Genomic DNA, 26,893 nt, shown 5'->3' on the forward strand with positions numbered 1-26,893 from the left:
GGGTACGTAAAGTGCGTGTTTCAAAAGCCCCCTGTGTCAGGATAGTTGTCGCATGAGTTATTGAGACTTTATAAAATCTATGGCTAAAATGCTGATTTGATTATGTCAAGGTACCCGAATTATGGCATTACCGAGAACTTTGGGACTGGGTAGCCCATTATTGAATTTACCTCGAAGCTTTAAACCCATTTCTTCCCCAACTGAGCAACCGGTTTTCAGGCTTTCTCTTCGGCAACAGATGTTTTCTCTGGGGCTTTTATTTACGCTCAGTTTATTGGCTGCACTGGCGATGGCGGCTTATTTTTATCCGAGCATTGCGAGCAATGACAAAGTAGTCGCGAACATCGTTCGTAATATCGGCTTCGGCGGCGGCGTTTTCGGCTTTAGTTTGGTATTACTGACCGCTTTTTATCGGCACTGGGCGTCTGTAACCGCGCCGTTATATGCCTTAGCGGGCGGGGTGTTCATGAGCGGATTGGCGCTTTCACTTGAACAACGTTTTCCTGGCATTGCCGTACAGTCTTTGGTTGTGACATTCAGCATCGCTTTGGTAATGTATGCGTTGTATGCGACCGGTGTGATTAAAGTAACGCGAAAACTTTTTGTGCTGATTTACGCCGCGGCGGCTACTATCGCGCTGGTTTATTTGGTGGGATTTACCGCATTGCTTGCCGGTGTGCCCTTGCCTTTTTTGCATGGTGCCGGTGTGGGCGGGATGCTTTGGTTTGGCTTTATCGTCGTGACCGCATCGTTAAATTTACTAGTCGATTTTCGTCGTATAGACAATGCTATACAACGCGCTCAACCTTCGTGGATGCGCTGGTACTTGGGACTGGGCATGCTAGTGACCTTAGTGTGGATGTACATTTCGGTTCTGAGGCTGATTGCAAATGCTAGACGATGAGGGATAAACGGGAAATGTGACAACAGGCTCTCGTCGGCCCGTGTTCGATTGCCTATTATTGTCCCTACATTTTAAAAACAGAGAAGTAATTTTTTACCAAATCCTTAGTTGTTTTTCTCGAAGCATTCTTCTGTAAGCTTCTTCCAGGTTTGCAATAAAATTCATTTCATTCCTAATCGGTGAATCTTCAAGCATCGAACGTAGCTCTTTTTTATAATGCGCGATGCGTTCTTTATCGTTCGCCAAATGTACCGCCTTTAAGAAATAGTCTTCTTCATCCATTGCGACTAATTCATTTGCGCCTATTGCGCTTAATATGGATTGCGAGACTCTTGCGACATGTGATTTACCGTCTAAAGCAATGACCGGCACACCCATAAAAATAGCCTGCATCGTTGTTGTGGTGCCGTTGTAAGGAAAAGTATCAAGTGCAATATCCAGTTCGTTATACAGCAATAAGTGCTCTGATCTTTTTGGCGAGAATCCGTACAATACTAGTCTGTCTATCTGTTCTAAACCGGCAGAGGCAAAACGTTTCTTGATACGATTCTGTTCAACTTTCTTTTCAAAACCTCTCCCCTTCAGCACAAATTTGGAATCAGGAACGGCCTGTAAGATTTGTACCCATAAAGCAATCGTTCTATCTGTGATTTTTGAAATTTTATTGAACGTACCGAAGGTCACAAAACTATTTGATTGACACGGCGCATCATTTATTTTCAAATTTTCAGGGGGCAGACGAAAGCATAAAAAACAATCTGGCAAGCGATACAGTTTTTCTGAATGCCACTCGTCTGAGACATTTTGAGGGTCGCTGATCGAGTCAACAAGGCGATAATCCATTGTTTTTAAACCTGTTGTGCCGGGATACCCTAAATAAGTCACTTGGACGGGGGCAGCCCGTAAAGCAAATACATCTAACCGATTACCGCTGGTCAGGCCTGCCACGTCGATTAAAATATCGATAGCGTCCTGTTGAATTTGATCGAACAACTGTACTGTAGACATGTGTCGAATATCGATCCATCGATCGGCGGCCAGTTTAAATTGATGAGTCACACCATCTTCTTGATTAATATTGGCATAACAGAATATTTCAAAAATGTCCTTATTGTGATTTTGAATAATAGGCAACAAAAAATAAGCCACCGGATGAGCATTAAAATCCGGAGACACATAGCCGATTCTAATTTTTAAATGTTTACTGCGTGGCTTAAGCGAAAGTTTATATTTTAAAACGTAGTGATTTGTATATGCTTCGGCCCATTTTTTATGCTCTAGGGCAACTAACGAAGGAGGCTCGTCACTGTAATTTAAGGTATTGATTAAACGTTGATGCGTATTTAAATCGTATTTGATTTGCAATCCTTCTCGATATACTGAAATAGCTTCATCGACCTTGCCAAGCAGACGCAAGCAATTGCCTAGCACGCGAAAAACACGCGAGTCATCCGTGTTCATGCTCTTTGCTTCTTTTAAAAAAGCAGCGGCTTCGTCATAGTTACCTTGCTCAAATGCAGCAATTCCCTGCGCAAACACATTTTTAAATGAATCCGACATTTTTGTTTCCTACCTGATTGCCTTGTTTAGTCCCCTAATTTTTTTATGGTGCCATTTAGTAGGGGCGCAGGTGACTAGCCGATATTCAAGACAAATCGGCATTATAAATTGGCTAAACGATTACCGTTTATTTAAGGCAGCAATTCCCAATTTGGAGATCAAAAAGGGTGTGGGGTATGCTTGGCGAGGATGTCGGCAGCAGGGAGCTGCCGCCAAGCCCCCATGGATGGGTTTACGGCGTTCCTCGACAGGCATACCCTACACCCTAAAATCGGCGAAACTGCTCAAACTGGGAATTGCTGTTATTTAAGGGCTGTCATATTCAAGCTAATAGGCCGGTTTAAAAACTGCTTATTGCTCGTATCGTTGAAAATGCCGAATCTTTCGACTCTCGTAATACTTTTAAACCCGGCCTTTGTTAAATAAAACCTTAAAAAATCTTCGTTAAGGCCTACCATATGAAAATCGTATGCATTCGTTTGCCCTCCGTAGAGCATTCTCATCACATAAAACCGATCTTTAAAACTTAGGCTTTTATCGACCAGCAGGGTGGCCAATGTATCTAGATCCGGGACACTAAGATAAATTTTTCCACCGGGAAGTAAAACTCTAAACCACTCTTTCAAAACTTCTTGTAGATCGCTAATATAGCTGAAATGTTCCAAAATATGGGAAGCATAGATTGCAGAAAATGTGTTATCCGCAAAACGAGATAAATCATTGGCATTACCCACATGGTCGACATGGTCGGTTTTTACAATATTGAATATCTCCCATCCCGCTTTTCTTTTCGTGCCGCCGATATGTAGTTTGCTTGCCATTTTTGCACGCCTCCAGAACTACTGAAAATACTTCATTATTTTCTTTGCAAATCAAATTCTGCTCCGAAGTGCCTGTTCGAGAACTACAGGATATTTGCGCCAATAATGTGACCCAACAGAAAAGCACTTTGATTGTATTTGCTCTCTAAGTCGGAAATTCGACCTTACATCACGAAGTATAACCTTGAATAAAAACAAGCCGTATGCTGTACCGAGTCGACCCTAACCCATTGACGAGTTAGTTTAAAACGAAAGCTGTTTATGCTTTTTTCCGGATATAAATGCGCATATGTCGATTCCGCTGTATGTCGGGTATACATAAGGCCCTTGGCGGACGCGATCATTGCCGCCATTATTTTGTCGGCACGCTTCTGTTCCCCCAGATAGGTCGACAGATAATATGCGGCAATTAAGCCCTCGCAACGCGAACCGTCGTGATAAACATGGTCGCCATAGTAATAATAGAAGCCTCCAGCATAATCTAAATAGGGCGAGTTCTCATCTGTATAACTATGTTCGATCATGGCATTCGCATCATTAAACACAAAGTCGATATAGCTATTTTTGCGAAAACCTTCGACCTTAACCCATTCCTCGATCGCTTGCATTAGCCAAGCATCGGCGGGTAACTCCAAAAACAATTCCTTGTATTTTACGGGCCGGATGTCCACTAAAAAATCCAGCGCTTTTTCGCTTTTTTCGGCGATTTCTTTTTTTAAATCGTCATCGATCCGATCGATCCACTGGTAGTATAGAGTCAGTCCCAATAAGGCTTCGCCCGGATAATAAAAAGAGAATAATTGTCTTTTGATATCATCGGGCGGGTCGATGATCGGCTGGCCTTGATTGAATAACGGGTGAATGTAATAACCGATCATTTCGCCGTCGTCGGCGATTCGAGACAGAATATGTCGAACGAGACCGTCGATAGTGAGTCGATAGGCTTCATCGCCGGTATGCCGGTAATAATGCATCAGCGCGACTAGTGCAACGCCCGCGCCGCCGAGTTTCGATTTTTTATTGTCGAACGGATAGCAGGCGTAGCGTCCTTGCCACTCGTGTTCTCTGAGTGTCGAAAACAGATATTGCATCGAATGGCCAGCGGCTTCGAGATAATCGTTGCGTCCGGTTAATTCATAACCGCGCAACAGCGAGATAGTTCCGCCGCAATGACGCAATATGTTGTTATACAAAGGATCGGCCATTTTGGGGTGATCGAAGTCTACTTTCGTATCTTGATAAGCGTCGTAAAAATACAAAAAACTGCCTTCATCGTTCATGTTGGCGACGAGCCAATCGATGCTTTTCAATGTACTTTCAAGCAAGGTTTCTTTGTCGAATCGAACTTTGCTAATCGGATAACCGCGATAAAGCGGTAAGATTTCTCGATCGGTATAGCTGATGAACGCAATACTTTTGATCAAACTAGAAGATACCGGTTCGCTTCGCATTAGTTTTTCGCGAACTGAAAACCGGTTGGATTGTTTCGCGATGCCGGTTTTTTTCGCGAGGAAACGCAGCAGTTGTGAGACGGACATGATGCTATGCACGACGGCGTCGGTCGGCATAAAGTAGCGTAATACGCCTTTATATTCGTATTTGATGCCGGTAATGCCCGGCTCGAAACGGCTGTCGCAAAACGTCGACCCGGTTAACGATTTCAGCGGGCACGGGCGCTCTTCGGTTACCATCTCAAACAAAATCCGGCACTGATTGGCGTCTTGAACGGCAAAGTCGGAAAGAGCAGGGTTGGTTTTGAGTTTTTCAACGATACGTTGCAATGTAGCTTCGATCGTTGCTCTTCTAGCCCCCCAGCGTATCGGTTTCAAACCTTGTTGAAACAGCGAAATGTAAATCTGCGAAATAGCCGGATCGAATGGCAAGTCAAGGTCAGTCGTTGAAAAAGCGCTCTCTCCGGAAATTAATGCCTGACGGATGTCGTTCAATAACCGATGTTCCGCCGAAAAGTCCGTTTTGCTATGAAATGCTCGGTTTTGATCTGCCATGAGTGAGTTTTGTGCATCGAAGGGTGGTTTGATTGTTTTTTTGGACAGACTTAGAGTCTGTCGGTCCACAAAGCAGGAATGAGCCGCTCGGAGCGGCTCATTAGTTTGGGATAGTTTATCGCGTGTATTTTATTGGGCTTTTCTCTGGAGTTTATCGAAGCGATGAAAGTCGATGATGTAGCCTGTCAACTTCTTTTTAGCCGACGCGAATAAGTTAAAAGAAAGCAGGCTAACCCCAGGCTCAATAGAACCGAAATATGAGGTTCAGGCACCTGCACGCTGAATTGACTGATTGTTGTAATTCCGGCTCCGAATTGATCGTCTATGGTTTTTTGTCGAAATCCGAAAATATCGCCTGCATTGACGAAGAAGTGGGTTTGGCCGGTTTGTATAAAATCGCCTTGGTCGTTAGTGAGCAGGAAAAAGACATCGTTGTGCAAATAGCCGAATGGATCCCATTGAGGGCCATCGATATCGAATGTTTCATAGGACCAATAGAATGAGACAAAACCGGAAGCGGCCGCCATGATAGTGAGGTCGACATCAATCTGATCTTGTGTACCTAAATCTCTTTGATCGGATGATGTTAAAGTCACAGAACTAAAGCCGTTGAAATCAATGGAACCATTACCGGCGGTAGTGGTTGCCGTCCAATTAGCCGGGCTATACGGACCGGTAAAATCGGAAATCAACGCGGCTTCAGCAGGAATGAATGCCATGAAGATTAACAACGTGATCAATGCCGTACATTTGTAGAACCGATGCTGGATTATCATTTAATCTCCCATTTATGAAGTAACAAATTGGTTTACAACTAGAGAACCTATCAAGGCGTAGCCGGATTATCTGCGAGATAATTCGCAATATTCCAATTGAATGGTGCTAGTCAATAATCGCATGGACTCCGCAGGCGACCATTAACTTTTCAGAATGATCGACTACGGAATATGAGCTTACAAGGTCATTAATTATTCCGGATCCGGTTCTAGGCTATCGGGTAAATCGAAGCCGTTTTCAAAAGGATTAAGCGGGTCGTCCATATCGGCGTTAGAAGTTCTAGGGTCGTTATCGCTCATGAACAAATCGTCTCCATCATCCAACAGGTCTTCGAGACTTAAAGTCTTGCCGCTGTTGCCTTGATCGAAGTTATCGCTGTTTTCTGCATTATTGTTGTCTTCGGAATTGCCCGGAGCATCTTGGTCGCCGTTACCATGACCGTTGTTGCCTTGCCTATTGCCGCCGCTGTTGCCTTGGCCGGAGTTGTCGCTGTTTTCAGCATTATTGTTGTCTCCGGAATTGCCAGGAGCATCTTGATCGCCGTTGCCGTGACCATTGTTGCCTTGCCTGTTGCCATTGTTATCCTGATCGGAATCCTCTTCATCACCATTATCAGGTTCTTCGTTGTTAATGACATTTTGAGTTTTGGCGGACTCGTCGGTTTCATCAGCAGTAGAGCCTTCTTCAGGCATTTTGCTTTCTTCATCCTGATCTGGCTCGTGGTCATCCGGGGTATGATCGGAATTATCCGGTTCTTCATTGTCAGTGGTGTCTTCACCGTCAGACAAATCTTGATCGACCTCATCAGATTGCTCATCCTCAGTCACATCTTCATCATCGGTGGACTCCTCTTTTTCTTCGGTCGAATCTTCGTCTTCTGCAGTGGGATCAATTTCTTCGCCCGAAAACTCTTCATCAAAAGTGGTTTCCTCAACCTGTATTACTTCGTTATCGCTAACTTCATAAGTAGTAATCGTTTCATTCATCATACTTACAGCCGCATACTCTTGAGTCTCTCCATCTGTAATGCAACTGTTATCCGGATCGGCATCGAAACCTAGATCGATAAAGTGTTGAAGCGAGAAAGTACGCCCAATAACTTGGCCTCCAGGATTAGTCGTCCAACCATCGGTAGTAGTCGATTGTCCTGTTTGGTCGTAATGCCCCGGTCCGGCTTTGATGATGATATCAGTTACTTCGCCCCATTCCGTATTATTTTCAATAAATTCGGCCAATGATACGGCGATAGCAACATTGCTAAATTCAGGGCTACTTGGAAACTCGACTTTTCTTATCCCACTAGTATTTCCAGTATCTAGATTGTAGGCAATATACGAAATTGCGTGAGGCAATTCGCAGTCATCGTCCGTGTCTGTATCAGAATCCGTATCGGTATCGGTATCCAAGTCCGTGTCGGTATCCGTGTCGGTATCCGTGTCGGTATCCGTGTCGGTATCCGTGTCTGTATCGGTGTCCGTATCCGTATCCGTATCGGAATCCGTGTCCGTATCGGTGTCCGTGTCTGTATCGGTGTCGGAATCCGTGTCCGTATCGGTATCCGTGTCTGTATCTGTATCGGTGTCCGTATCCGTGTCAGTGTCGGTATCCGTATCGGTATCCGTGTCGGTGTCGGTATCTGTGTCCGTATCCGTATCCGTATCCGTGTCGGTATCCGTATCGGTGTCCGTATCTGAGTCCGTATCGGTGTCGGAATCCGTGTCCGTATCGGTATCCGTGTCTGTATCTGTATCGGTGTCCGTATCCGTGTCAGTGTCGGTATCCGTATCGGTATCCGTGTCGGTGTCGGTATCTGTGTCCGTATCCGTATCCGTGTCGGTATCCGTATCGGTATCGGTGTCCGTGTCCGTATCCGTATCCGTATCCGTATCGGTGTCCGTATCCGTATCTGTATCTGTATCGGTATCCAAGTCGGTATCCGTATCTGTATCCGTGTCGGTATCAGTATCAGTATCTGTATCCGTATCTGTATCTGTATCTGTATCTGTGTCGGTATCGGTATCCGAATCGGTATCGGTGTCCGTATCCGTATCCGTGTCGGTATCAGTATCTGAGTCGGTATCTGTATCAGTATCGGTGTCCGTGTCTATATCGGAATCCGTATCCGTATCCGTATCCGTGTCCGTGTCTGTATCGGAATCAGTATCCGTATCAGTGTCTGTATCGGTATCCGTGTCCGTGTCTGTATCCGTATCCGTATCGGTGTCCGTGTCGGTATCCGTATCCGTATCGGTATCTGAGTCGGTATCGGTATCCGTATCCGTATCCGTATCCGTATCCGTATCCGTATCGGTATCGGTATCGGTATCGGTATCCGTATCGGTATCGGTATCCGTGTCCGTGTCCGTGTCGGTGTCGGTGTCCGTATCCATGTCCGTATCGGTATCGGTATCGGTATCCGTGTCCGTATCGGAATCGGTGTCCGTATCAGTGTCGGTATCCGTATCGGTGTCCGTGTCAGTGTCGGTATCGGAATCGGAATCGGTGTCCGTATCGGTATCTGTGTCCGTATCTGTATCGGTGTCCGTATCGGTATCGGTATCGGTATCGGTGTCCGTATCTGTATCGGTGTCCGTATCGGTATCGGTATCGGTGTCCGTGTCCGTGTCGGTATCCGTATCTGTATCCGTGTCGGTATCCGTATCTGTATCCGTATCTGTATCGGTATCCAAGTCGGTATCCGTATCCGTATCGGTGTCCGTGTCTGTATCCGTGTCTGTATCCGTGTCGGTGTCGGTGTCGGTGTCGGTATCAGTATCAGTATCTGAGTCGGTATCGGTGTCGGTGTCCGTATCGGTATCGGTGTCCGTGTCCGTATCGGTATCGGTATCGGTATCCGTGTCGGAATCTGTATCCGTATCTGTATCCGTATCTGTATCTGTATCCGTGTCGGTGTCGGTATCAGTATCCGTATCAGTATCTGTGTCGGTATCAGTATCGGTATCGGTATCTGAGTCGGTATCGGTATCGGTATCGGTATCCGTGTCGGTATCGGTGTCCGTATCCGTATCCGTATCCGTGTCTGTGTCGGTATCCGAATCGGTATCGGTATCCGTATCCGTATCCGTGTCGGTGTCGGTGTCGGTGTCGGTATCAGTATCAGTATCTGAGTCGGTATCGGTGTCGGTGTCCGTGTCCGTATCGGTATCGGTATCGGTATCCGTGTCGGAATCTGTATCCGTATCGGTGTCGGTATCCGTGTCCGTATCTGTATCCGTATCTGTATCCGTATCTGTATCTGTATCCGTGTCGGTATCAGTATCCGTATCAGTATCTGTGTCGGTATCAGTATCGGTATCGGTATCTGAGTCGGTATCGGTATCGGTATCGGTATCCGTGTCGGTATCGGTGTCCGTATCCGTATCCGTATCCGTGTCTGTGTCGGTATCCGAATCGGTATCGGTATCCGTATCCGTATCCGTATCCGTATCCGTATCCGTATCCGTATCTGTATCTGTATCTGTATCTGTATCTGTATCTGTATCTGTATCTGTATCCGTATCTGTATCGGTATCCAAGTCGGTATCCGTATCGGTATCGGTGTCGGTATCGGTGTCGGTGTCCGTGTCGGTATCCGTATCTGTATCCGTATCCGTATCGGTATCCGTATCTGTATCCGTGTCGGTATCAGTATCAGTATCAGTATCAGTATCAGTATCAGTATCAGTATCAGTATCAGTATCTGTATCTGTATCGGTATCAGTATCAGTATCGGTATCGGTATCTGAGTCGGTATCGGAATCTGTATCCGTATCGGTATCGGTATCGGTGTCCGTGTCGGTATCCGTATCCGTATCCGTATCGGTATCGGTATCCGTGTCCGTGTCGGTATCGGTATCGGTATCCGTATCCGTGTCCGTGTCGGTGTCCGTATCAGTGTCGGTGTCGGTATCCGTATCGGTATCGGTGTCCGTGTCAGTGTCGGTATCGGAATCGGTGTCCGTATCGGTATCTGTGTCCGTATCTGTATCCGTGTCGGTATCTGAGTCGGTATCGGTATCCGTATCGGTATCCGTATCCGTATCCGTATCCGTATCCGTATCGGTATCCGTGTCGGTATCAGTATCGGTATCGGTATCCGTGTCCGTGTCCGTGTCCGTATCGGTATCCGTATCGGTATCGGTGTCCGTATCCGTGTCCGTATCGGTATCGGTGTCCGTATCCGTATCTGTATCGGTATCCAAGTCGGTATCCGTGTCGGTATCAGTATCAGTATCAGTATCAGTATCAGTATCAGTATCTGTATCTGTATCTGTATCTGTATCTGTATCTGTATCTGTATCTGTATCTGTATCTGTGTCGGTATCGGTATCCGAATCGGTATCGGTGTCCGTATCCGTATCCGTGTCGGTATCAGTATCTGAGTCGGTATCTGTATCAGTATCGGTGTCGGTGTCCGTGTCTATATCGGAATCCGTATCCGTATCCGTATCCGTGTCCGTGTCTGTATCGGAATCAGTATCCGTATCAGTGTCTGTATCGGTATCCGTGTCCGTGTCGGTATCCGTATCCGTATCGGTATCTGAGTCGGTATCGGTATCGGTATCCGTATCCGTATCCGTATCCGTATCCGTATCGGTATCGGTATCGGTATCGGTATCGGTATCGGTATCGGTATCCGTATCGGTATCGGTATCCGTATCGGTATCCGTATCCGTATCGGTATCCGTGTCCGTATCGCTATCCGTGTCCGTGTCGGTATCCGTATCTGTATCCGTGTCGGTATCAGTATCGGTATCCGTGTCCGTATCGGTATCCGTATCGGTATCGGTGTCGGTGTCCGTATCCGTGTCCGTATCGGTATCGGTGTCCGTGTCCGTATCGGTATCGGTGTCCGTATCCGTATCGGTATCGGTGTCCGTGTCCGTATCCGTGTCCGTGTCCGTGTCCGTGTCGGTATCGGTATCGGTATCGGTATCGGTGTCGGTATCTGAGTCGGTATCGGTATCCGTATCGGTATCGGTATCGGTATCGGTATCGGTATCCGTGTCCGTATCGGTATCCGTATCGGTGTCGGTGTCCGTATCCGTGTCCGTATCGGTATCGGTATCCGTGTCCGTATCCGTGTCCGTGTCCGTGTCGGTATCGGTATCGGTATCGGTATCGGTGTCGGTATCTGAGTCGGTATCGGTATCCGTATCGGTATCGGTATCGGTATCGGTATCCGTGTCCGTATCGGTATCCGTATCGGTGTCGGTGTCCGTATCCGTGTCCGTATCGGTATCGGTGTCCGTGTCCGTATCTGTATCGGTATCCAAGTCGGTATCCGTATCCGTATCGGTATCTGAGTCGGTATCCAGGTCGGTATCCGTATCCGTATCCGTATCGGTATCGGTATCGGTGTCCGTGTCGGTATCTGTATCCGTATCTGTGTCGGTATCCGTATCGGTATCGGTATCGGTATCGGTATCCGTATCCGTATCCGTGTCGGTATCCGTATCAGTGTCCGTATCAGTGTCAGTATCCGTATCTGTGTCAGTATCCGTATCGGTGTCTGTATCCGTGTCTGTGTCTGTATCGGTATCCGTATCACCTTCTTCCGCTAAAAGAGGATCGAAGCTTTCATTATCTTCGGTAAATTCTTGACTTGGGCCAATAGTGCTGTATCCAGCATCAGGGTCGACTTGATCGCCTTCGTATTCTATGATGACGGTGCTACTGCCTTCGTTGCTTCCTTCCGATACTGTACCGTCTCCGGTGCCAGGCGCGCCAGCTGCAGGAGCTTCTAAGTCAACGCTTGGATCTGCGCCTTCCAATAATGCTTGTTGGATTTCGTCAACTTCTTGTTGGATAGCGTCTCTTCTATCTTCAAGTTCGCTTAGAAGATCTTCTTCCGAGTCTGCTAAAGCTTGGGAGGTTTCGAGTAAGTCATTGCCGGATTCTAATAATTCGCTGATCAGTTCATTTGCGTTATGGCCTAGCGTAATGAAAGATCCGTCATCAAAAGAAATGCCGATAGAACTATTCGCGTCGGTTTGTATCCTTTCTTCCGGCAATACGAGATCGCCGCTTTTCAAAATGCGTTCCGTTCCATCGGCACTGATGGCTTTAACGGTTCCTTCTATGACTGACACGACACCTTGAGCGGCCATTATTGCTCTCCAAGCTTCTGATAATTATAGTAACCTTGCGGTCAAAGGCTATTGATTAATTTACTAACGCTTTCATTGTTCCACGGTTTTAGTTTTTTGACTATTGTACGAAAAGTACAGTGTGGCACTGTGACATAATAAACAGAGCGAAAACGCAGGAGTAGTTGCCGAGGGTTTAGGGCACTGCCATTAAGTTAAGCCATCACAGAATTAAGTAATGCTTGTATCCAGGATCCACTTTGCCTCAAAAGCTTGCCATCCATGGCACTGGATTCCGCCAGTCCATGGCGGAATGACGGGCTTCCCTTAACTTAATGGCAGTGAGGGTTTAGGGAGGTTATTTAATATACCCGTCGTAGATCAAAATTCGGCGCCTGGTTGTCCTTTGACGGACCCCTGTGCCGAATTTTGATCTGCGATGAGTATAATTACCGTTTTAAAAAGTTCTAATTCGATTCTTGTTTTCTATCGTTAAGCAAAACGGCTAAATGAAATCGATCGGGGATATTTAATTTATGGAAAATAGATGTCATGTGAGCTTTGACAGTTCTTTCCGAAATATCGAGCTCGGACGCGATCAATTTGTTGCTCAGACCTTTTTGAACCCGTTCGATCACTTCATGTTCGCGCGGCGTCAGGCAGTCGAGATCGACCGATGTGGAATGGGGTGGGGGTGGTGTGCTTGAATGGGCAATGTTGACCAGTTCGGCGACTACTTTCGAAACCAGGTGACGTTTCATCCAGAGATCGCCTTTTAAAATTCTCGATACGGCTATTCCTATAATTTTTGTGCCGACGTCTTCTTCGCAATACCCGGCTGCACCGGCTGTCATGAGCTCTATTTGCCGACTATCGGGCCAATTATGTCCGATCAACAAAACCCGGCCCGAATAATTTTTTATGAATTGATAAGGGGGGCGTTCTCGATCTATAAAACTTGTTTCTATGATGACCAGTTGATAGCGATTATCTATAGATTCCATTCGATCGGCGAACTCGACGACATAATTGTTGGATAGCGCCGAGCGCCATTTATTCAACGTAGTATTCGAGCTGGATATGATTAGAATCGAAGCTGTCATCGTTACGTTCTTATCGTTCTCGCATCGCGGTTGCTTTGGCACGTAAAATAGGTTTCAGTAAGTAGTCCAAAACACTTTTTTTGCCGGTTAAAATTTCGACATCGGCGGTCATGCCCGGAATGATGTCCAACACCTCCCCATGTCTTTCGAAATAAGTTTGTTTGGCGGTCAAACGAATAAGATAATAATTTTTACCGTCTTCCGGGTTGGTAATCGTATCGGCGCTGATATGATCCAAGGTTGCTTCCAAGCCGCCGTAAATCGCAAAATCGTAGGCGGTCAATTTGATAATGGCTTTTTGACCCGGATGCAAGAAGGCAATGTCGGACGGCCTGATCTCGGCTTGTATGAGCAGTTGATCTTCAAACGGTACGATTTCGATCAAATCCATGCCGGGCTGAACAACGCCTCCGATCGTGTTGATTTTGATTTGCTTGACTGTGCCCTTAACGGGGGCTCTGATCAACGTGCGGCTGACTTTGTCTTCGGTAGCGCGCATCGATTCGGCAATGCGATCGAATCCAACTTTAGCGTCATTAAGCTCCTGGATAAGAGCCGTGCGAAATTGTGTTTGATGTTCATTGATACGGCTTTTGGCTTCTTTCAGCGCAGCGCGTAAACGCGGTACCGACAGTTGCGTGGCTCTTAGTTCTCCTTGTAAGTCGTTGGCCGTTCTTTTCAAGCGCAATAATTCCACTTCGGACAACGCGCCAAAGTCGACCAGCGGCTCCGATAATTCCAGTTCCTTGGCCAGCATCGCATAGCTATCCGTCAAACGTGATATTTTCGATTCCGCCTCAACGAGTTCTTGTTCGCGTTGAGAAACTTGTTGTTGAATGGTTTCCAAGGTCGATTGATATTCTTCTTTTTTGGATTCATACAAGCGTTGAGCTTGCCGCGCTAATTCGGGGTAGTTGGTTTCGATGGTTTCGGGGATTAGCAGTGGCGTTTTATTGACCAATGCATTCAGCCTTGCGATTTGTGCTTGTAACTCGAATTGTTTGATGCGTTCCTCGCCGAAGGTTGCGGCAAAGCGAACATCATCGAGGCGCATTAACGGTTGGCCTTTTTCGACGATATCGCCCTCGCGGATAAGAATTTCAGCCAGAATTCCACCTTCGAGATTTTGAATGACTTGCAGTCTGGTGGAAGGAATTATTTTTCCGGAACCGCGCGTGATTTCGTCAAGCATCGCGAAGTTTGCCCAAGCCAATGCGACTAAGGTAAACAAAGCGGTTAGCCACAAAATGAGATGGCTGTGAAACGAGGAGCGATACAGCACACCGGCATAGATGTCGCTTATGTATCGAGCGTCTTCGTCTTTTTCGCGCGCGCTTGAATTTAAAAACACTGTTGAATCCTCTCCGATTAACTGGAAACTTTGATCTGGCCTTGTTTTAAAGCGTTGAGAACCTGGTCTTTCGGGCCGTCCGCTATGATTCGTCCGTTATCCATAATGATCAAACGATCCACCAAACTTAACAAAGACGTTTTATGCGTCACCAATAATAGTGTCTTATCCCTGATATGAGGGGCCAAGCGTTTTTTGAAACCATCTCCGGTACTGTTGTCCATTGCATTGGTCGGCTCGTCCATCACGTAAATGGGTGGGGACAACAGCAGTGCGCGAGCTACGGCAATACTTTGCCGTTGCCCCCCAGACAACGAGCGCCCTCGTTCGCCGACCGGCATTTCGAAGCCTTGCGGGTGTTTGTCAACAAAATGAGTCACTCCGGCTAATTGTGCGGCTTGTAAAATCATCGTGTCGTCTGCGTATCGGGCGCCGAGCGTAATGTTGTCTTTGACGCTGCCGTGCATCAACGAAATGTCTTGAGACACGTAACCGATTTGACGGCGTAAGTCGGATGGATCGATTTGACGAATATCGGTGCCGTCTATCAGAATTGCGCCGGATTGAACCTCGTAAAAACCTAGTAACAATTTTTCGACCGTCGATTTGCCGGACCCGATTCGTCCGAGTATCGCGACATGTTCGCCGGCATCGATCTTGAATGAGACATTTTCAAGTGCCTTGATCGGTTGATTTGGATAGCTGAAAGTCACATCTTTAAATTCTATGGAGCCTTTGAATTTGGGGCGATGTAAATATTTTTTGTATTCGTCGCGCTCAACGGGTTGATTCATCAATTGTTTCAATGACTCTAACGCAGTTCGGGCGGCATCGTAACGCGTCAACAACGCGGCGAATTTTCCTATTGGATTCAAGGCATGGCGTGTCAAAATCGTACAGGCAATGAGCCCGCCTACCGTCAATTCACCCTCGATGATTAAATAGACTGCATAAATAACGACCATCAGATAGGTCATGCGCTGTAAAAAAGTGATGAGATTAGTCGCAAAAGACGAGTAAAAACGGGATTTCACGCTCAGCTTACTCATATAAGCGACGGTTTCTTCCCATTTTTTTTGCGATTGTCCTTCGGCGCTGGCGCCTTTGATGGTTTCCAAATTCGATAACGATTCGTAGAGCGTTGCTCCTTTTTGCGACGAAAATTGGGATAATTGTTGAGACAATTTTCTCAACGGCTTTTGAATGAAATACCCGCTGACTAATGCGACCGGAATGACGGTCAACGGAATGATTACCATGTCTCCCGCAAGATACCAAATGACGATCAAAAAAAGAATCGTGAAAGGCAAATCGATCAATGCGGTTAGTGTTGCCGAGGTCAAAAAGTCTCTAAATGACTCGAACTCATTGAAATTATTGGCAAACACGCCTAGTGACGTTGGCCTGGATTCCATTTTGATGCCCATGATGCGCTCGAATAAAGTAGCTGACAAGATGATTTCGGCACGTTTGCTGGCGGTGTCGATGAAGTAACTGCGTAAGCTCTTCATGACGAATTCAAAAGTATAGATAATCAGCATGCCGGTGGATAAGACCCATAAGGTTTCCAGCGCATGATTAGGCACCACTCGGTCATACACGTTCATGACGTAAAACGGCGTGGATATCGCGAAGAGGTTGATCAGAAACGAAGCCATCAAGACTTCGCTGTAAATCGGCCAGGACTTGAAAATGACATCCCAGAACCAGTGTACTGACTTGGGCGCTTGCGTTTGGTCGATGCGGCTGTCGAAAGAATGCTCTTGTTGAACGAAAAAGGCGGCTCCGGTGTAATCTTGGTTAAGTTCGTTCAGCGCGACAGTTTTTATTCCGTCTTCCGTTTCGGGAAACAGAACTTTACATTGGTTGCCATCTCTCGACAGCAGGATTATGGCTTGACCTTGCTTTAACAGCAAAATGGCGGGCAAGACCAAATTGGAAATTCGATCGAGCGGTCTGACGACAAGACCTGCCGCCAGGCCCGCTCTTTTGGCGGCTCTCGGAAATAAATCCGGAGTCAGGCGATTGCTTTCCAAGGGCAAGCCGGCCGTCAACGCATCGGCGGAGTGCGGGTTTTGCAACAATTTACATAAGACCAACAATGCATTCAGTAAAGGATCGTTAACCGACGAACTGTCGTTGTCGTTGCCGCCGGCTATTTCTATATTCCCCGCTTGTTCCGAATTCGATAGGCTCATTGTTGTTATTGTCGCTGCCAATAATTATTTACAAAGCGTTTGATTGTACTAGAATGAAAACGCTTTTGGTTACTTTTACGATAACTTATGCCCTATGCAATACGCGATAGCGCGGGAAAGATTATAGCGTTATATGACACCGAAACGGCCATTGATGCACAATGGTTGACCGATGACGAACCCGAGGTTTTGGCGTATCGACACTCTCAGTCCTTGTCGAACAAAGTCTTGCAGGAACTTGAAGAGTCCGACTTAGAGCTTATTCGGGTTTTGGAAGACGTGGTGGATCTATTAATAAAAAAACAGGTGTTTGCTATTACCGAATTACCGCCGTTTGCTCAGGAAAAACTCTCCAAACGTCAGCGGCTGCGTTCGGATATGATTTCTCTTTCACCATTGATCGATACGGACGAAGGTATATTTTAGCGATACTCTCGTTTGAACGTTAAGAGATCATCGATCTCGTAACATCCATAATTTCTCCATGATAAAAATAAAAAAAATCTTACTGGCGACAATTTTTCCGATAGCGATTGCGTTAAGTGCTTGTGCAGAACAGCCAATCAAAACTTTCCGCCCGATAAAAACGATCGAGCTCGATTATTTGATTCAAAACCACGGCTATCGACAAAAAGCCGATCACGTTTATGTGCTCTTGGATAGCTCATCTTCGATGAAAGAAGCCTATCATGGCAATACCAATCAAGATAACGATTTTCCCGGCGAAGCCAAGCCAACAAAATTTTCGGTAGCTAGAGAGCTATTGTTTCGGATAAACAACAGTATCGAAGGGCTCGACATTAATGCCGCGCTTCGACGATTTGGTTTTGGGCCTTGTTTGGACTGGCGTCTTAGCCTTTTGGATTACCCGCTCGAGCCCCATGATCATGATCGATGGCTGTCCAGCCTAGGCCAACAAGAGTGCGCAAGCGGTGGCGCGACGCTGACTAATGCGCTTGAAGAAGTCGTGGCGGATTTGTCTTCGATTTCAGGGCAAACGGCGTTATTGATCATTAGCGATGGCAACGGTTATATCACTTCTCCGGTGACGCTCGCCAAAGTTTTGAAAGCCCGTTACGGCGATTCGATTTGCATTTACACGGTATGGACAGGAAATTCGAGTGATATACCGGGACAATCGATGCTAAATAAACTTGCTGATGTAGGTGGTTGCGGTTTTTATACTACATCGAGGACCATTTACCCGGCAACCGGTTTCGATGCTTTTATTGCTTCGGTCGTTTTGCATGAAGACCGGCATGAGACCGAATAATATACCCACCCTAGAGCAAAATCGACCTAGCCTCCCTGCGCCTCCTTAAGCAGGCGCCGAAATTTTAAGCACGAAAGGTGTACTTATTCGGTAACCGAAATCTATCGCGGCTTTCGATCATGTAAGGTTGTGATTGACCGCTGATATTAAATTGCCTCCCGTGCTATCGAAGCTATGCGGATTTGTTTAATTTGCATAGATATAAACGTAATGTGCGCAGGGAACAACATTAACGGAAAAAAATAAATATGAAGAAGTCATTGTTAGGTTTTTGTTTGGCATTGAGTTTGACTGTTTTGCCAAGTTATGCCGAATCGATGCGTCAGGCTGTACAACGTACACTCGACGAGAATCCCGAGATTCAGGAAGCCAGATCGGTACGTTTGGCTTATGAACAAGAAATCGATCAAGCCAAGGCGAATTATTTGCCCAAGATCGATGTGTCCGCCGGTTACGGTTTGGAAAGAGCGAATACGCCGTTCACGCGAGGGTTTGGCGGTGCTAATCAAAGGGGGGGCGTCAATCAATTTGGCAGAACCGAATCATCGGTACAATTTCGACAAATGATCTTCGATGGGTTTGAAACGCCGCATGAAGTTGACCGATTTACGTTCAAAACCGATGCGCAAGCGTATAGAGTCTTTGGACGGTCGGAAATCATTGGTCTTCAAGCCTCTCAAGCCTATATCGAAATGCTTCGAAACCAAACTCTGTTGGATTTGGCACAGAAAAACCTCGAAACACACCGCAGTATCTACAAGCAAATCAGGCTACGAACCGAGCGAGGCGTCGGACGAAGATCGGATTTGGATCAAGCAACCGGTCGTCTTGCCAATGCAGAATCTAATTTTTTCGCTCAACAAGGTAATCTGCAGGATGCAGAAACCAGCTATTATCGTGTCATAGGCGTATTGCCTAAAATGTTAGAAGAGGCGCCTAGTCCATCGAAAAAAAATGGCGATATCCCGCCGAGTCTCGACGATGCGATCGAATTGGCGTTGGCGAATCACCCCACACTAAAAGAAGCGGAGTCAGATATCAAAGAGTCGAAAGCGCAACATGAGACTGCGTCGGCGCCGTTTTATCCTCGGGTCGATTTTGAAGTCAGTTATGATAACAACGATGACACAGGAGGTATCCGCGGCGTAAACGAAGACTTAACGGCCATGGTTCGTGTTCGTTACAACTTATTCAATGGCGGACGCGACCTCGCGAGGCGTCGGCAAACCGCTCACGAAATCGCTCAAGCCAAAAACATTCGGGACAACACTTACAGACAGGTAATGGAAAGCGTTAGATTGTCATGGGTCGCCTATCAAACACTCAACAACCAAATGGCTTTTTTTGAATCGCATCGAGACTCCAGTATCAAGACGTTGGAGGCTTATAAGCGTCAATTCAATATCGGTCAGCGAACGCTCATGGACTTATTGGATACAACAAACGAAGTCTATTTAGCCAGTATCGCTTATGCCGATGCAAAATATAGCGAACTTACTGCGCGCTATCGCATCTTAGCCGGCATGGGGAAATTGAATCAGTATTTGGGGACAACTTTGCCGGAAGAAACGAAGCCGATTACCAAAAAACAACAGGCGGATGCCCGTTACTTCAATTGATCGGAACGCAATTGAAAATGCACGCGCCTTATAGGCTGCCCTGTAGCATTCTGTTCGTGAGATCGGTCCAAAGGCTCAATCGTTGGGAGCCGCCGACGCGTTGGCCGCTGCCTCGTGCTTTGGCCAGCCACAAACCAGAACCGTTGAAGCTATAAACCGGTATCAGATCTTTACGTTCGGTTGCCAGCTTGATTTGGGAGATGATATTGTCCAAAACCAACGGCACAGAGCGCGGCGTTTCGAAATAAGTCAAAACCATATGCGCTTGGCCTAACTCAACGGCTTTGACATAGGTGATGCGTAATTTGTCATCGGGGACTCCCAGTATTTTTAATGTAAAGTATTTGGCGATGGAGTAGTCTTCACAGTCTCCCGCGCCTTGAGCCAAAAATTCGACCGGTGTCGCCCAATAGTCTTCCACGCCCCACAAAAAAATATCATCGACGAAATCAATGTTTTGATTGAAAAAATCATTGACCTTTTCGAGTTTTTCTCGCACCGATAAAATTTTAATGTCAGGGTCTTCCAACAATTGTTTCCAGGCTTCGACGCGCAGACGCCCGTCCACGCCATATTTGTTTTCGACTCGCGACAATAGCTCGGTACTGATGTCGATTTGAGCCGCCGAGAACAAGCTCAAACATAGACCCAATAATAAACAGATCGACCTGACTAGGCGACATTGTCGTAAAACTTTTATCGTCATGAGAATTATCGACTGGCGCCATCGACACCGAGAGCACGAAGCGTTGCGCGGTCTTCATCGGACTGGACATTTTCGGCAATGACCCTAATATCCAGTAATTTTGCAGCCTGCACGATGGTTTCGATAAAAGCTGTTTTTGCCTCATGATCTGTTAAATCATTGCTTAATTCGCGTGTCAAACGGATAAAATCGGGGCGTAATGCTTTGATATATTCCAACGGCATCGATTGAGGCTCGAATCGCTTAATCATGACTCCTGCGCCGAGTGCTCGAACAAACCGGAAAAACTCACAATAAACGTCGAAGTCTTTTGTGACGGCATAAGCCGCAATATTGAAAATCAATTGCTTGCCGACGGGACGAGATTTGAGTTGTTCAGCCAACCAGGTTCTGAATTCGGCATTCTTGATCGTTCGGGTCGAAACATTGACGGCAATCGCATGCTGAAGATGTTGCGTATCAATACACTCAATCGCATGCTGAATAACATCGCGATCCAACTCAATGATTTTTGTGAATTTTTCAGCTATCGCGACAAAGGGGCCTATCGGTACCGGATTGCCTTCGGAATCGAGCACATGAAATGAAGCTTCTTCGATCAGGACTCGTTCGCTCGTCAGGTCTTGGATTGGATCGAGGTAAGCAATTTCATAGTCACGATTATCGATTACGTCGAGAACCAAATTTTTCCATTCTCCGACATCTTTCGCATGGCTGCTATCCTCTTTGATAAAATAGCTATTTGCGCCAATCAGTTGTGCTTGCTCGAAAGCTTCGTTTGCCGAAGCCAAGCTAATCGCCGGTGTTCCAAGCGGGTTTATCGAAGAAATGCCGATATGAGCAATATCGGTGTGTCCGTATTGCTCAGCGATTTCGGTAAGCGAACCGATCAACGACTGAGCTAAATGCTCGGCTTGATTTCGATCTAAAGTACGCCCCAGCAAAGCGAACTCCGATCCCAATAGCCTATAGGGCGTAACCTGATGTTTTTGATAACAAGCGCTAATATCTCGTAGAGCCTGAGCGAACGCTTTCAAAAACGTGTCGATTTGCTCGTCATTGTATTCTTTCGTCAGCTTGGTTAGGCTGTCTATCTTAATAATGAAGACATAGGCTTCTGTATTGCTTAGAAACAACTGTTTCATGTCCGACTCGAAACATTTTTTTTTGAGCAAGCCGGTCAAATCGTCGTTGTGTAATTTTTTCCCTAAACTGTCTAGTTTATTATTCAGATTGTCAATGACACCTTCGATTTTTTTCGACATTAAGTTCATCGATAAGGCGACATTTTTAACCTCGGTTGTCCACGGAATTTTTTCGATGGTTTTAAACTGTCCTTCCGCAATCGATAAGGCCAATGCATTAATATTTTTCAGCGGCGATAAAACGAAACGTAATATCAAAAACAGCAATAAAACCGCGCCGACGAAAGTAATCAACGTAAACGTCATGGCGCTTTGGGCCAATTGATAGAGTTTCAGATAGCCGAATCCCGGGTTAGTCGAAACAAAAACCGTCCCGCTCAACATCCACCCGGAACTGATTTCGCTCGATGCGGTTGCAGTTTGCATCGGCAGCCAATCAACTAACCATTGAGGAACCTCGGAAAATACTTTATCGTTAGTGACTTTGATTAAGGTTTTATTGTCGACGTTGACCAACTTTATCTCACGATAATAACCCATATCGAAAATCGCGTTGATCATCGTTTCTAAAATGGGATCGCTTTCATTGGTCATATAAGGACTCAGGGACAAGCCTAATGAGGTTGCGGTATCTTGAGCATGAACCTGGGCTTCGATTTCCAGATAACTTTTAATCTTGTTCAAACTCAACACAAAATTGATGCTGAAAACAACAAGAAAAATCAACGAAACCAGCAAGAGCAATTGTTTGGACAATGACATATTAGCGCCTTAATTGATTGATGATGAGGCAAGTTGCCTGATCATGATGCAACGAAACAAAACTCAAAATTCATCGCAGCATCGTTTCTTTTTATATAAATTGAGCACGCGCGCTACATAAGCTTGCGTTTCAGGATAGGGGGGAATGCCGTTGTAACGGTCGACAGCACCTTCGCCCGCATTATAGCCGGCTGCGGCAAGCGCCACATCACCGTCATAACGCTTGAGTAGCCAGCGTAAATAGCGCAAGCCTGCTTTGATGTTTTGCGCGGCATCGAACGCATCCTTAACATTGAATCGCTCGGCCGTGGCAGGAATCAATTGCATCAAACCCATCGCGTTTTTGGGAGAAACAGCATTGGGATTGAAGTTTGATTCTATACTGATAATCGATAGTGCCAAGCGTGAATCGATTTGATACCAAGGCGCCATCGTGTTGACCAAATCGATAATCCAGGTTTTATGAGACGGTAGCCTTTTGATTAACTTGTCTATGTCGATATCTTTGGCAAAATAAATCGACTGCGATCGATAGCCCGATTTGGCAGGCAATTGCTTGTCGGAAAGCATGCAGCCGGGTAATTGTAGTTTTTTCAACGGCATAGAATCGAGCATGGCTTGAGCTAACTGATGACCTTGTTGTCCAGCCGTTGCAAATAAAGCGGCGGCATAATCACGATGGGAGCGAACGCCGGTTCCCGATGCGTACAACATGCCTAATTGATATTGGGCCTCGATGCTGCCTAAGCGCGCCGCTTTGCAAAAATTGACTGCCGCTTGCCAATAGTCGTTACGATTACGCCCATGACGGGTCAATCTAAAAGCGCTCTCCATCAATTGACGTGTTGCGGGCATCTCTAGTTCGAGTATCGTCTCGAGTTCTTCATCTTGTTGAGCGAAGCTAAACGCGCCGTAAAACAATAACACAAGCAACGCCAACAATGACGACAATAATCGGGGGATGAAAGTCATTTTGATAGAATTGCTCCTTCAGCAGACGACTAAGGTTATTGAGGAGCTGTTTCGGTACTAGGTTCTTCTAGGTAAAACTGAACGGCGTATGTGGTTTTCGTACCGAAATCGTTCCAGATGTAGTGAGGATTGACGATCGGGTCGGAAGGGATCGGCGCGGTGATAAGGTTAAACACGCCTGTGGCTATGCGGCCAGCCAAATGAAAAATCCCCATGCCGGTGCCGCCAATGAAACCGTAAATAATATTAGTTTCTCTGGTGGTAATATAAATATTTTTAGGGACTTCTAGCCAACCGGTAGTGATATTAGCTAACGCATTACCTGATTTGGAAATAAACTGTTCGGCATAACTGTCTTGTTCAGGCTCGGCATGAGAAAACGTCGACACACAAAGCAAAATGACAAAAACCGGCAACTTAATAGCTTTATCGATCATGATATAAACGCTCCAAAATTATTATTAAACGACGATTAATTTAAGCAATTATAACCGTCTTTTTATTTAGATCCCGGTGATTACGACACAAAGCGTGGAAACCTAGCAGTATTAAAATCGCCCAAGATCCACGTCAGACTTTAGTTATCCTAAAAATGTAAATATTCAGCTCTTCCCTTTCGCGTTTCCTCCACTCCAAATTAAGTCAAGCCGTCATAGAAATAAGTAATTCTTATATGCCCTCTGTGTCAATATACCAGAGACATCGACCCATGCTTTAATTAAGAAACATTGCCTGAGATAGTCCGTTTTGTGCTTAGCTTTCGAGAAAGATAGCGATTTTCCTGGCGCAATTCGTAAATATTAAACGCATCGCCGATTACTTGGCAAAGCGCTTCGTCTTCCCACGGCTTGGTCAGAAACTTATAGACTTCGCCGTGGTTTACCGCATCGATCACGGAGTTTAATTCGGTATAGCCCGACAGTACGATGCGTATCGTGTCGGGGTAAATGTCCTTGATCCGCCTTAGAAATTCGGTTCCGGTCATTTCCGGCATGCGCTGGTCGCAAATCACGACGCCCGGCTGATGAATCGCCATCAATTCGAATCCCTCCTTGATACTCGTAGTGCCGACGATGCGAAATCCCTTGCGGCGTAACACGCGCCTCAATGCCGAAATGATATTCGACTCGTCATCGATCAATAATAAGACCCGTTCCGGCTTCTCGATTTGCGTGGGTGGGATACTTCGGCCCTCTCGTAATAACATGGCAAAATCATCGGCCGGCAATGGTCGACTAAACAGATAACCCTGGATTTCTTCGCAGTTGATGCCGCGTAAAAAACCCAGTTGTCCTTCGGTTTCGACGCCTTCGGCGATGACTTTCAAGCCTAAGCTGTGCGCCATTCCGACGACCGCGCGAACGATCGCCGCATCGCTCGGATTAGAAGTGAGATTGGCTACGAAGGATTTGTCTATTTTGATCCGGGCAACCGGAAGCCGCTGCAAATAACTGAGCGATGAATAGCCGGTACCGAAATCGTCCAATGCGAAACCGATGTTTTCCGCCGATATCTCGTGCATCGTACGGATGACTTTATCGGCATCCATCAGTACGATGCTCTCGGTCAGTTCCAATTCCAGCCATTGAGGTTCAAGACCGGTTTTTTCGAGAGTTTGCTTGACTATGTTCGGAATATCGCCACCATGAAATTGTCTAGCCGAAAGATTGACTGCCATGCGCAATGGCGGTAGCCCTTCGTCTTGCCACTCTCGATTGAGCCGGCAAGCCTCTTGCAGCACCCATTCGCCGATCGTGTTTATCATGCCGTTTTCTTCGAGTAGTGGGATGAAATTCAGCGGCGAAACCAAGCCGTAATCGCGGCTTTGCCAACGCAGTAAAGCTTCGGCCCCGACGATTCTGCCTGTTGATAAATCCAATTGCGGCTGATAGTGCAACATGAATTCATTGCGCTCCAGAGCACGGCGCAAAGCGGTGTCGAGATTCAGTTGTCGCCGCGATCCTTCATCCATATCGGCGAAGAAAAAACGGCAAATAGTATCGGTGTCGGGGGAAGAGGCGGCCAGCATGGCGTGCTTGAGAACCTCCACCGGTTCGCCGTCCAATGGAAATCTTGCGAGTCCGATAAACGGGTCGACATAGTACTCTTGCCCGTCGACCTCAACGGCCTCGGCCAAGACCTTATGAATCTGCCAGGCCAATTCTTCCGCGACATGCAAGCCATCCGGGTCTTGCAATATCAGGGCGAATTTCGCCTCGTCGATACGCGCGCGAGGGACGGCCGGCAATACCGATTCGAGTCTGTCGACCAGAGTCCGGATAATTGCCAGGCCGGCATCAGGATCCAGTAAATGCAAGACGATTTGTAGCCTGCGAAGATTGACGACCATCACGACGACTTGATGCGCGATTCCGTTATAACAAGATTCGTTCAAGCGTTCTTCGAATAGCGCTCGGCTGGGCAGGCCGGTTTGGGAGTCGTAATAAACGAAATAGCGTATCTTACTCTCGGCGGCAATCCGCTTTTCCTCGCGGCGGATAATGTCGAGCGCGAACGAAATATCATCCACCACTTCGAGCAATAGGTTGATTTCGGCGTCGCGGAAAAAGCCCGGCTCTTTCGCCGCGATATTGAAGGAGCCGACGGTCTTGCCTTCGAGCCGTATCGGAAAGGATGCGCCTTCAAGCAAACCTAATTGCTCGGACATTTCGGTCCAGGATGCCAAGCGCGATCCGCCGGTGGTTTCCTTATCGTTCGATAAAACCTCGAATTTGCCTTCATTTAAATTCTTGAGCTGAGTTACCGTGACATTACCGGCAGAGGCGACCGGTATCAGGTTTCCAGTTTCCCAGTCGATCAAGCCTATCCAGGCAATCGCGAAACCGCCGCTTTCGATGGCGATGCGGCAAGCTGCAAAGTAAAGCTCCTGAGGGTCTTTGGTGCGGATAATACACCGGTTGATATGGCTCAACATAGTATAGAGCCGGTTCCTCCTCTCCAGTTCCCCTTCCGTATGGGTTTCTCCGATAGGCGTATCACTCGATTCCATGACAGCCTCCCAGCAATTGATTGATACAACCTTGTAAGGCCCAGCGGTCCAAGGGTTTGTTCAGGATTACTGAGATCCCGGCCGAAGTCAGGCGGGCGCGCGAACCGTCGTCATCAAGCGCCGTCAGCATGACGATAGGGATTCGACCGGTAGCGGCATCGGTCTTGAGCCGCCTGACCACTTCGAAGCCGTCCATGCCCGGCATCATCAGATCGAGCAGAATCAAGTCCGGCGGGTCGAAGTCGACCGCATCCAGTGCGGCTTGTCCGGAATCCGCGCAACGAACATCGTAACCATTCGGTTTTAATAGGTTTTCCACCAGTTTACGGTTAATCGGATCGTCGTCGGTAATTAAGATTTTTTTAGGTATGGTCATGGCGCTCTTCCTTTGGGAAATTCATCGAAAGCGTTTTTTCAACTTCATCAAGAAAATGTTTGTATTGAATCGGTTTCGCGTAATAGCTGACGCAACCGACCTCGCTCATCTTTTCCTCATCACCCTTCATTGCGAAAGCGGTAAGTGCGACGACTTTAATATGCCTTGTAGCGTCCGCTTTTTTCAAAAGACGAGTCGCTTCAAGCCCGTCCATGTCGGGC

Annotated in this window: 19 protein-coding genes; 4 read left to right on the forward strand and 15 right to left on the reverse strand. The window is 46.7% G+C overall.

The window, feature by feature from the left end; genetic code table 11:
* Window positions 1-121: 121 nt before the first annotated feature.
* The gene (locus tag WJM45_RS20090) at window positions 122-904 is read left to right on the forward strand and encodes a Bax inhibitor-1/YccA family protein (protein WP_341326790.1); all 783 of its coding nucleotides are present in this window, start codon (window positions 122-124) and stop codon (window positions 902-904) included.
* A gap of 93 nt (window positions 905-997) precedes the next feature.
* Here WJM45_RS20090 and WJM45_RS20095 read toward each other — a convergent pair whose 3' ends face one another.
* The 8 genes from WJM45_RS20095 to WJM45_RS20130 form a co-directional block, all read right to left on the reverse strand.
* Window positions 998-2,464, reverse strand: coding sequence for a tetratricopeptide repeat protein (locus tag WJM45_RS20095; RefSeq protein ID WP_341326791.1), 1,467 nt, complete (start codon window positions 2,462-2,464; stop codon window positions 998-1,000).
* Between the two features lie 302 nt (window positions 2,465-2,766).
* Entirely contained in the window at window positions 2,767-3,285 is a 519-nt protein-coding gene (locus WJM45_RS20100; RefSeq protein ID WP_014150113.1) for a methyltransferase domain-containing protein, read from the reverse strand.
* 164 nt (window positions 3,286-3,449) lie between these two features.
* Window positions 3,450-5,291 (reverse strand): protein containing Six-hairpin glycosidase-like domain protein, encoded by a 1,842-nt coding sequence (locus WJM45_RS20105; RefSeq protein ID WP_341326792.1) that lies wholly within the window; start codon window positions 5,289-5,291, stop codon window positions 3,450-3,452.
* A gap of 185 nt (window positions 5,292-5,476) precedes the next feature.
* Window positions 5,477-6,067: a hypothetical protein gene (locus WJM45_RS20110; RefSeq protein WP_341326793.1), complete on the reverse strand. Its 591-nt coding sequence runs from the start codon at window positions 6,065-6,067 to the stop codon at window positions 5,477-5,479.
* Window positions 6,068-6,259: 192 nt separating this feature from the next.
* A complete protein-coding gene (locus WJM45_RS20115) occupies window positions 6,260-12,178 on the reverse strand; it encodes a hypothetical protein (protein WP_341326794.1) in 5,919 nt (1,972 codons plus the stop codon).
* A 446-nt stretch (window positions 12,179-12,624) separates the two neighbouring features.
* Complete coding sequence (locus WJM45_RS20120) at window positions 12,625-13,260, reverse strand: response regulator transcription factor (RefSeq protein ID WP_341326795.1); 636 nt, start codon at window positions 13,258-13,260, stop codon at window positions 12,625-12,627.
* Between the two features lie 10 nt (window positions 13,261-13,270).
* The gene (locus WJM45_RS20125; RefSeq protein WP_341326796.1) at window positions 13,271-14,611 is read right to left on the reverse strand and encodes an HlyD family type I secretion periplasmic adaptor subunit; all 1,341 of its coding nucleotides are present in this window, start codon (window positions 14,609-14,611) and stop codon (window positions 13,271-13,273) included.
* A 17-nt stretch (window positions 14,612-14,628) separates the two neighbouring features.
* The gene (locus WJM45_RS20130; protein WP_341326797.1) at window positions 14,629-16,809 is read right to left on the reverse strand and encodes a type I secretion system permease/ATPase; all 2,181 of its coding nucleotides are present in this window, start codon (window positions 16,807-16,809) and stop codon (window positions 14,629-14,631) included.
* An 87-nt stretch (window positions 16,810-16,896) separates the two neighbouring features.
* Here WJM45_RS20130 and WJM45_RS20135 point away from each other — a divergent pair, with 87 nt between their 5' ends.
* The 3 genes from WJM45_RS20135 to WJM45_RS20145 all read left to right on the forward strand — a co-directional run bounded on the left by WJM45_RS20135 (window position 16,897) and on the right by WJM45_RS20145 (window position 19,701).
* The gene (locus WJM45_RS20135; protein WP_341326798.1) at window positions 16,897-17,235 is read left to right on the forward strand and encodes a hypothetical protein; all 339 of its coding nucleotides are present in this window, start codon (window positions 16,897-16,899) and stop codon (window positions 17,233-17,235) included.
* Window positions 17,236-17,293: 58 nt separating this feature from the next.
* The gene (locus WJM45_RS20140) at window positions 17,294-18,082 is read left to right on the forward strand and encodes a vWA domain-containing protein (RefSeq protein ID WP_341326799.1); all 789 of its coding nucleotides are present in this window, start codon (window positions 17,294-17,296) and stop codon (window positions 18,080-18,082) included.
* 248 nt (window positions 18,083-18,330) lie between these two features.
* Window positions 18,331-19,701, forward strand: a complete 1,371-nt coding sequence (locus tag WJM45_RS20145; protein WP_341326800.1) for a TolC family outer membrane protein — start codon at window positions 18,331-18,333, stop codon at window positions 19,699-19,701.
* 28 nt (window positions 19,702-19,729) lie between these two features.
* Here WJM45_RS20145 and WJM45_RS20150 read toward each other — a convergent pair whose 3' ends face one another.
* From WJM45_RS20150 to WJM45_RS20180, 7 genes are all read right to left on the reverse strand, one after another.
* Window positions 19,730-20,407: a transglutaminase-like cysteine peptidase gene (locus WJM45_RS20150; protein WP_341326801.1), complete on the reverse strand. Its 678-nt coding sequence runs from the start codon at window positions 20,405-20,407 to the stop codon at window positions 19,730-19,732.
* A gap of 5 nt (window positions 20,408-20,412) precedes the next feature.
* On the reverse strand, window positions 20,413-22,314 hold the full coding sequence (locus WJM45_RS20155; RefSeq protein WP_341326802.1) for a LapD/MoxY N-terminal periplasmic domain-containing protein: 1,902 nt from the start codon (window positions 22,312-22,314) through the stop codon (window positions 20,413-20,415).
* 63 nt (window positions 22,315-22,377) lie between these two features.
* On the reverse strand, window positions 22,378-23,286 hold the full coding sequence (locus tag WJM45_RS20160; protein WP_341326803.1) for a transglycosylase SLT domain-containing protein: 909 nt from the start codon (window positions 23,284-23,286) through the stop codon (window positions 22,378-22,380).
* A gap of 35 nt (window positions 23,287-23,321) precedes the next feature.
* Entirely contained in the window at window positions 23,322-23,723 is a 402-nt protein-coding gene (locus WJM45_RS20165; RefSeq protein WP_341326804.1) for an exosortase system-associated protein, TIGR04073 family, read from the reverse strand.
* Between the two features lie 281 nt (window positions 23,724-24,004).
* Window positions 24,005-26,296: an EAL domain-containing protein gene (locus WJM45_RS20170; RefSeq protein ID WP_341326805.1), complete on the reverse strand. Its 2,292-nt coding sequence runs from the start codon at window positions 26,294-26,296 to the stop codon at window positions 24,005-24,007.
* Entirely contained in the window at window positions 26,283-26,672 is a 390-nt protein-coding gene (locus WJM45_RS20175; protein ID WP_341326806.1) for a response regulator, read from the reverse strand. Before WJM45_RS20175 ends, WJM45_RS20170 begins: the two co-directional genes overlap by 14 nt.
* Window positions 26,659-26,886, reverse strand: a complete 228-nt coding sequence (locus WJM45_RS20180) for a hypothetical protein (RefSeq protein WP_341326807.1) — start codon at window positions 26,884-26,886, stop codon at window positions 26,659-26,661. Before WJM45_RS20180 ends, WJM45_RS20175 begins: the two co-directional genes overlap by 14 nt.
* Window positions 26,887-26,893: the final 7 nt, after the last annotated feature.

Origin of the sequence: Methylotuvimicrobium sp. KM2 (assembly GCF_038051925.1) — a bacterium.
Lineage (GTDB): Bacteria > Pseudomonadota > Gammaproteobacteria > Methylococcales > Methylomonadaceae > Methylotuvimicrobium.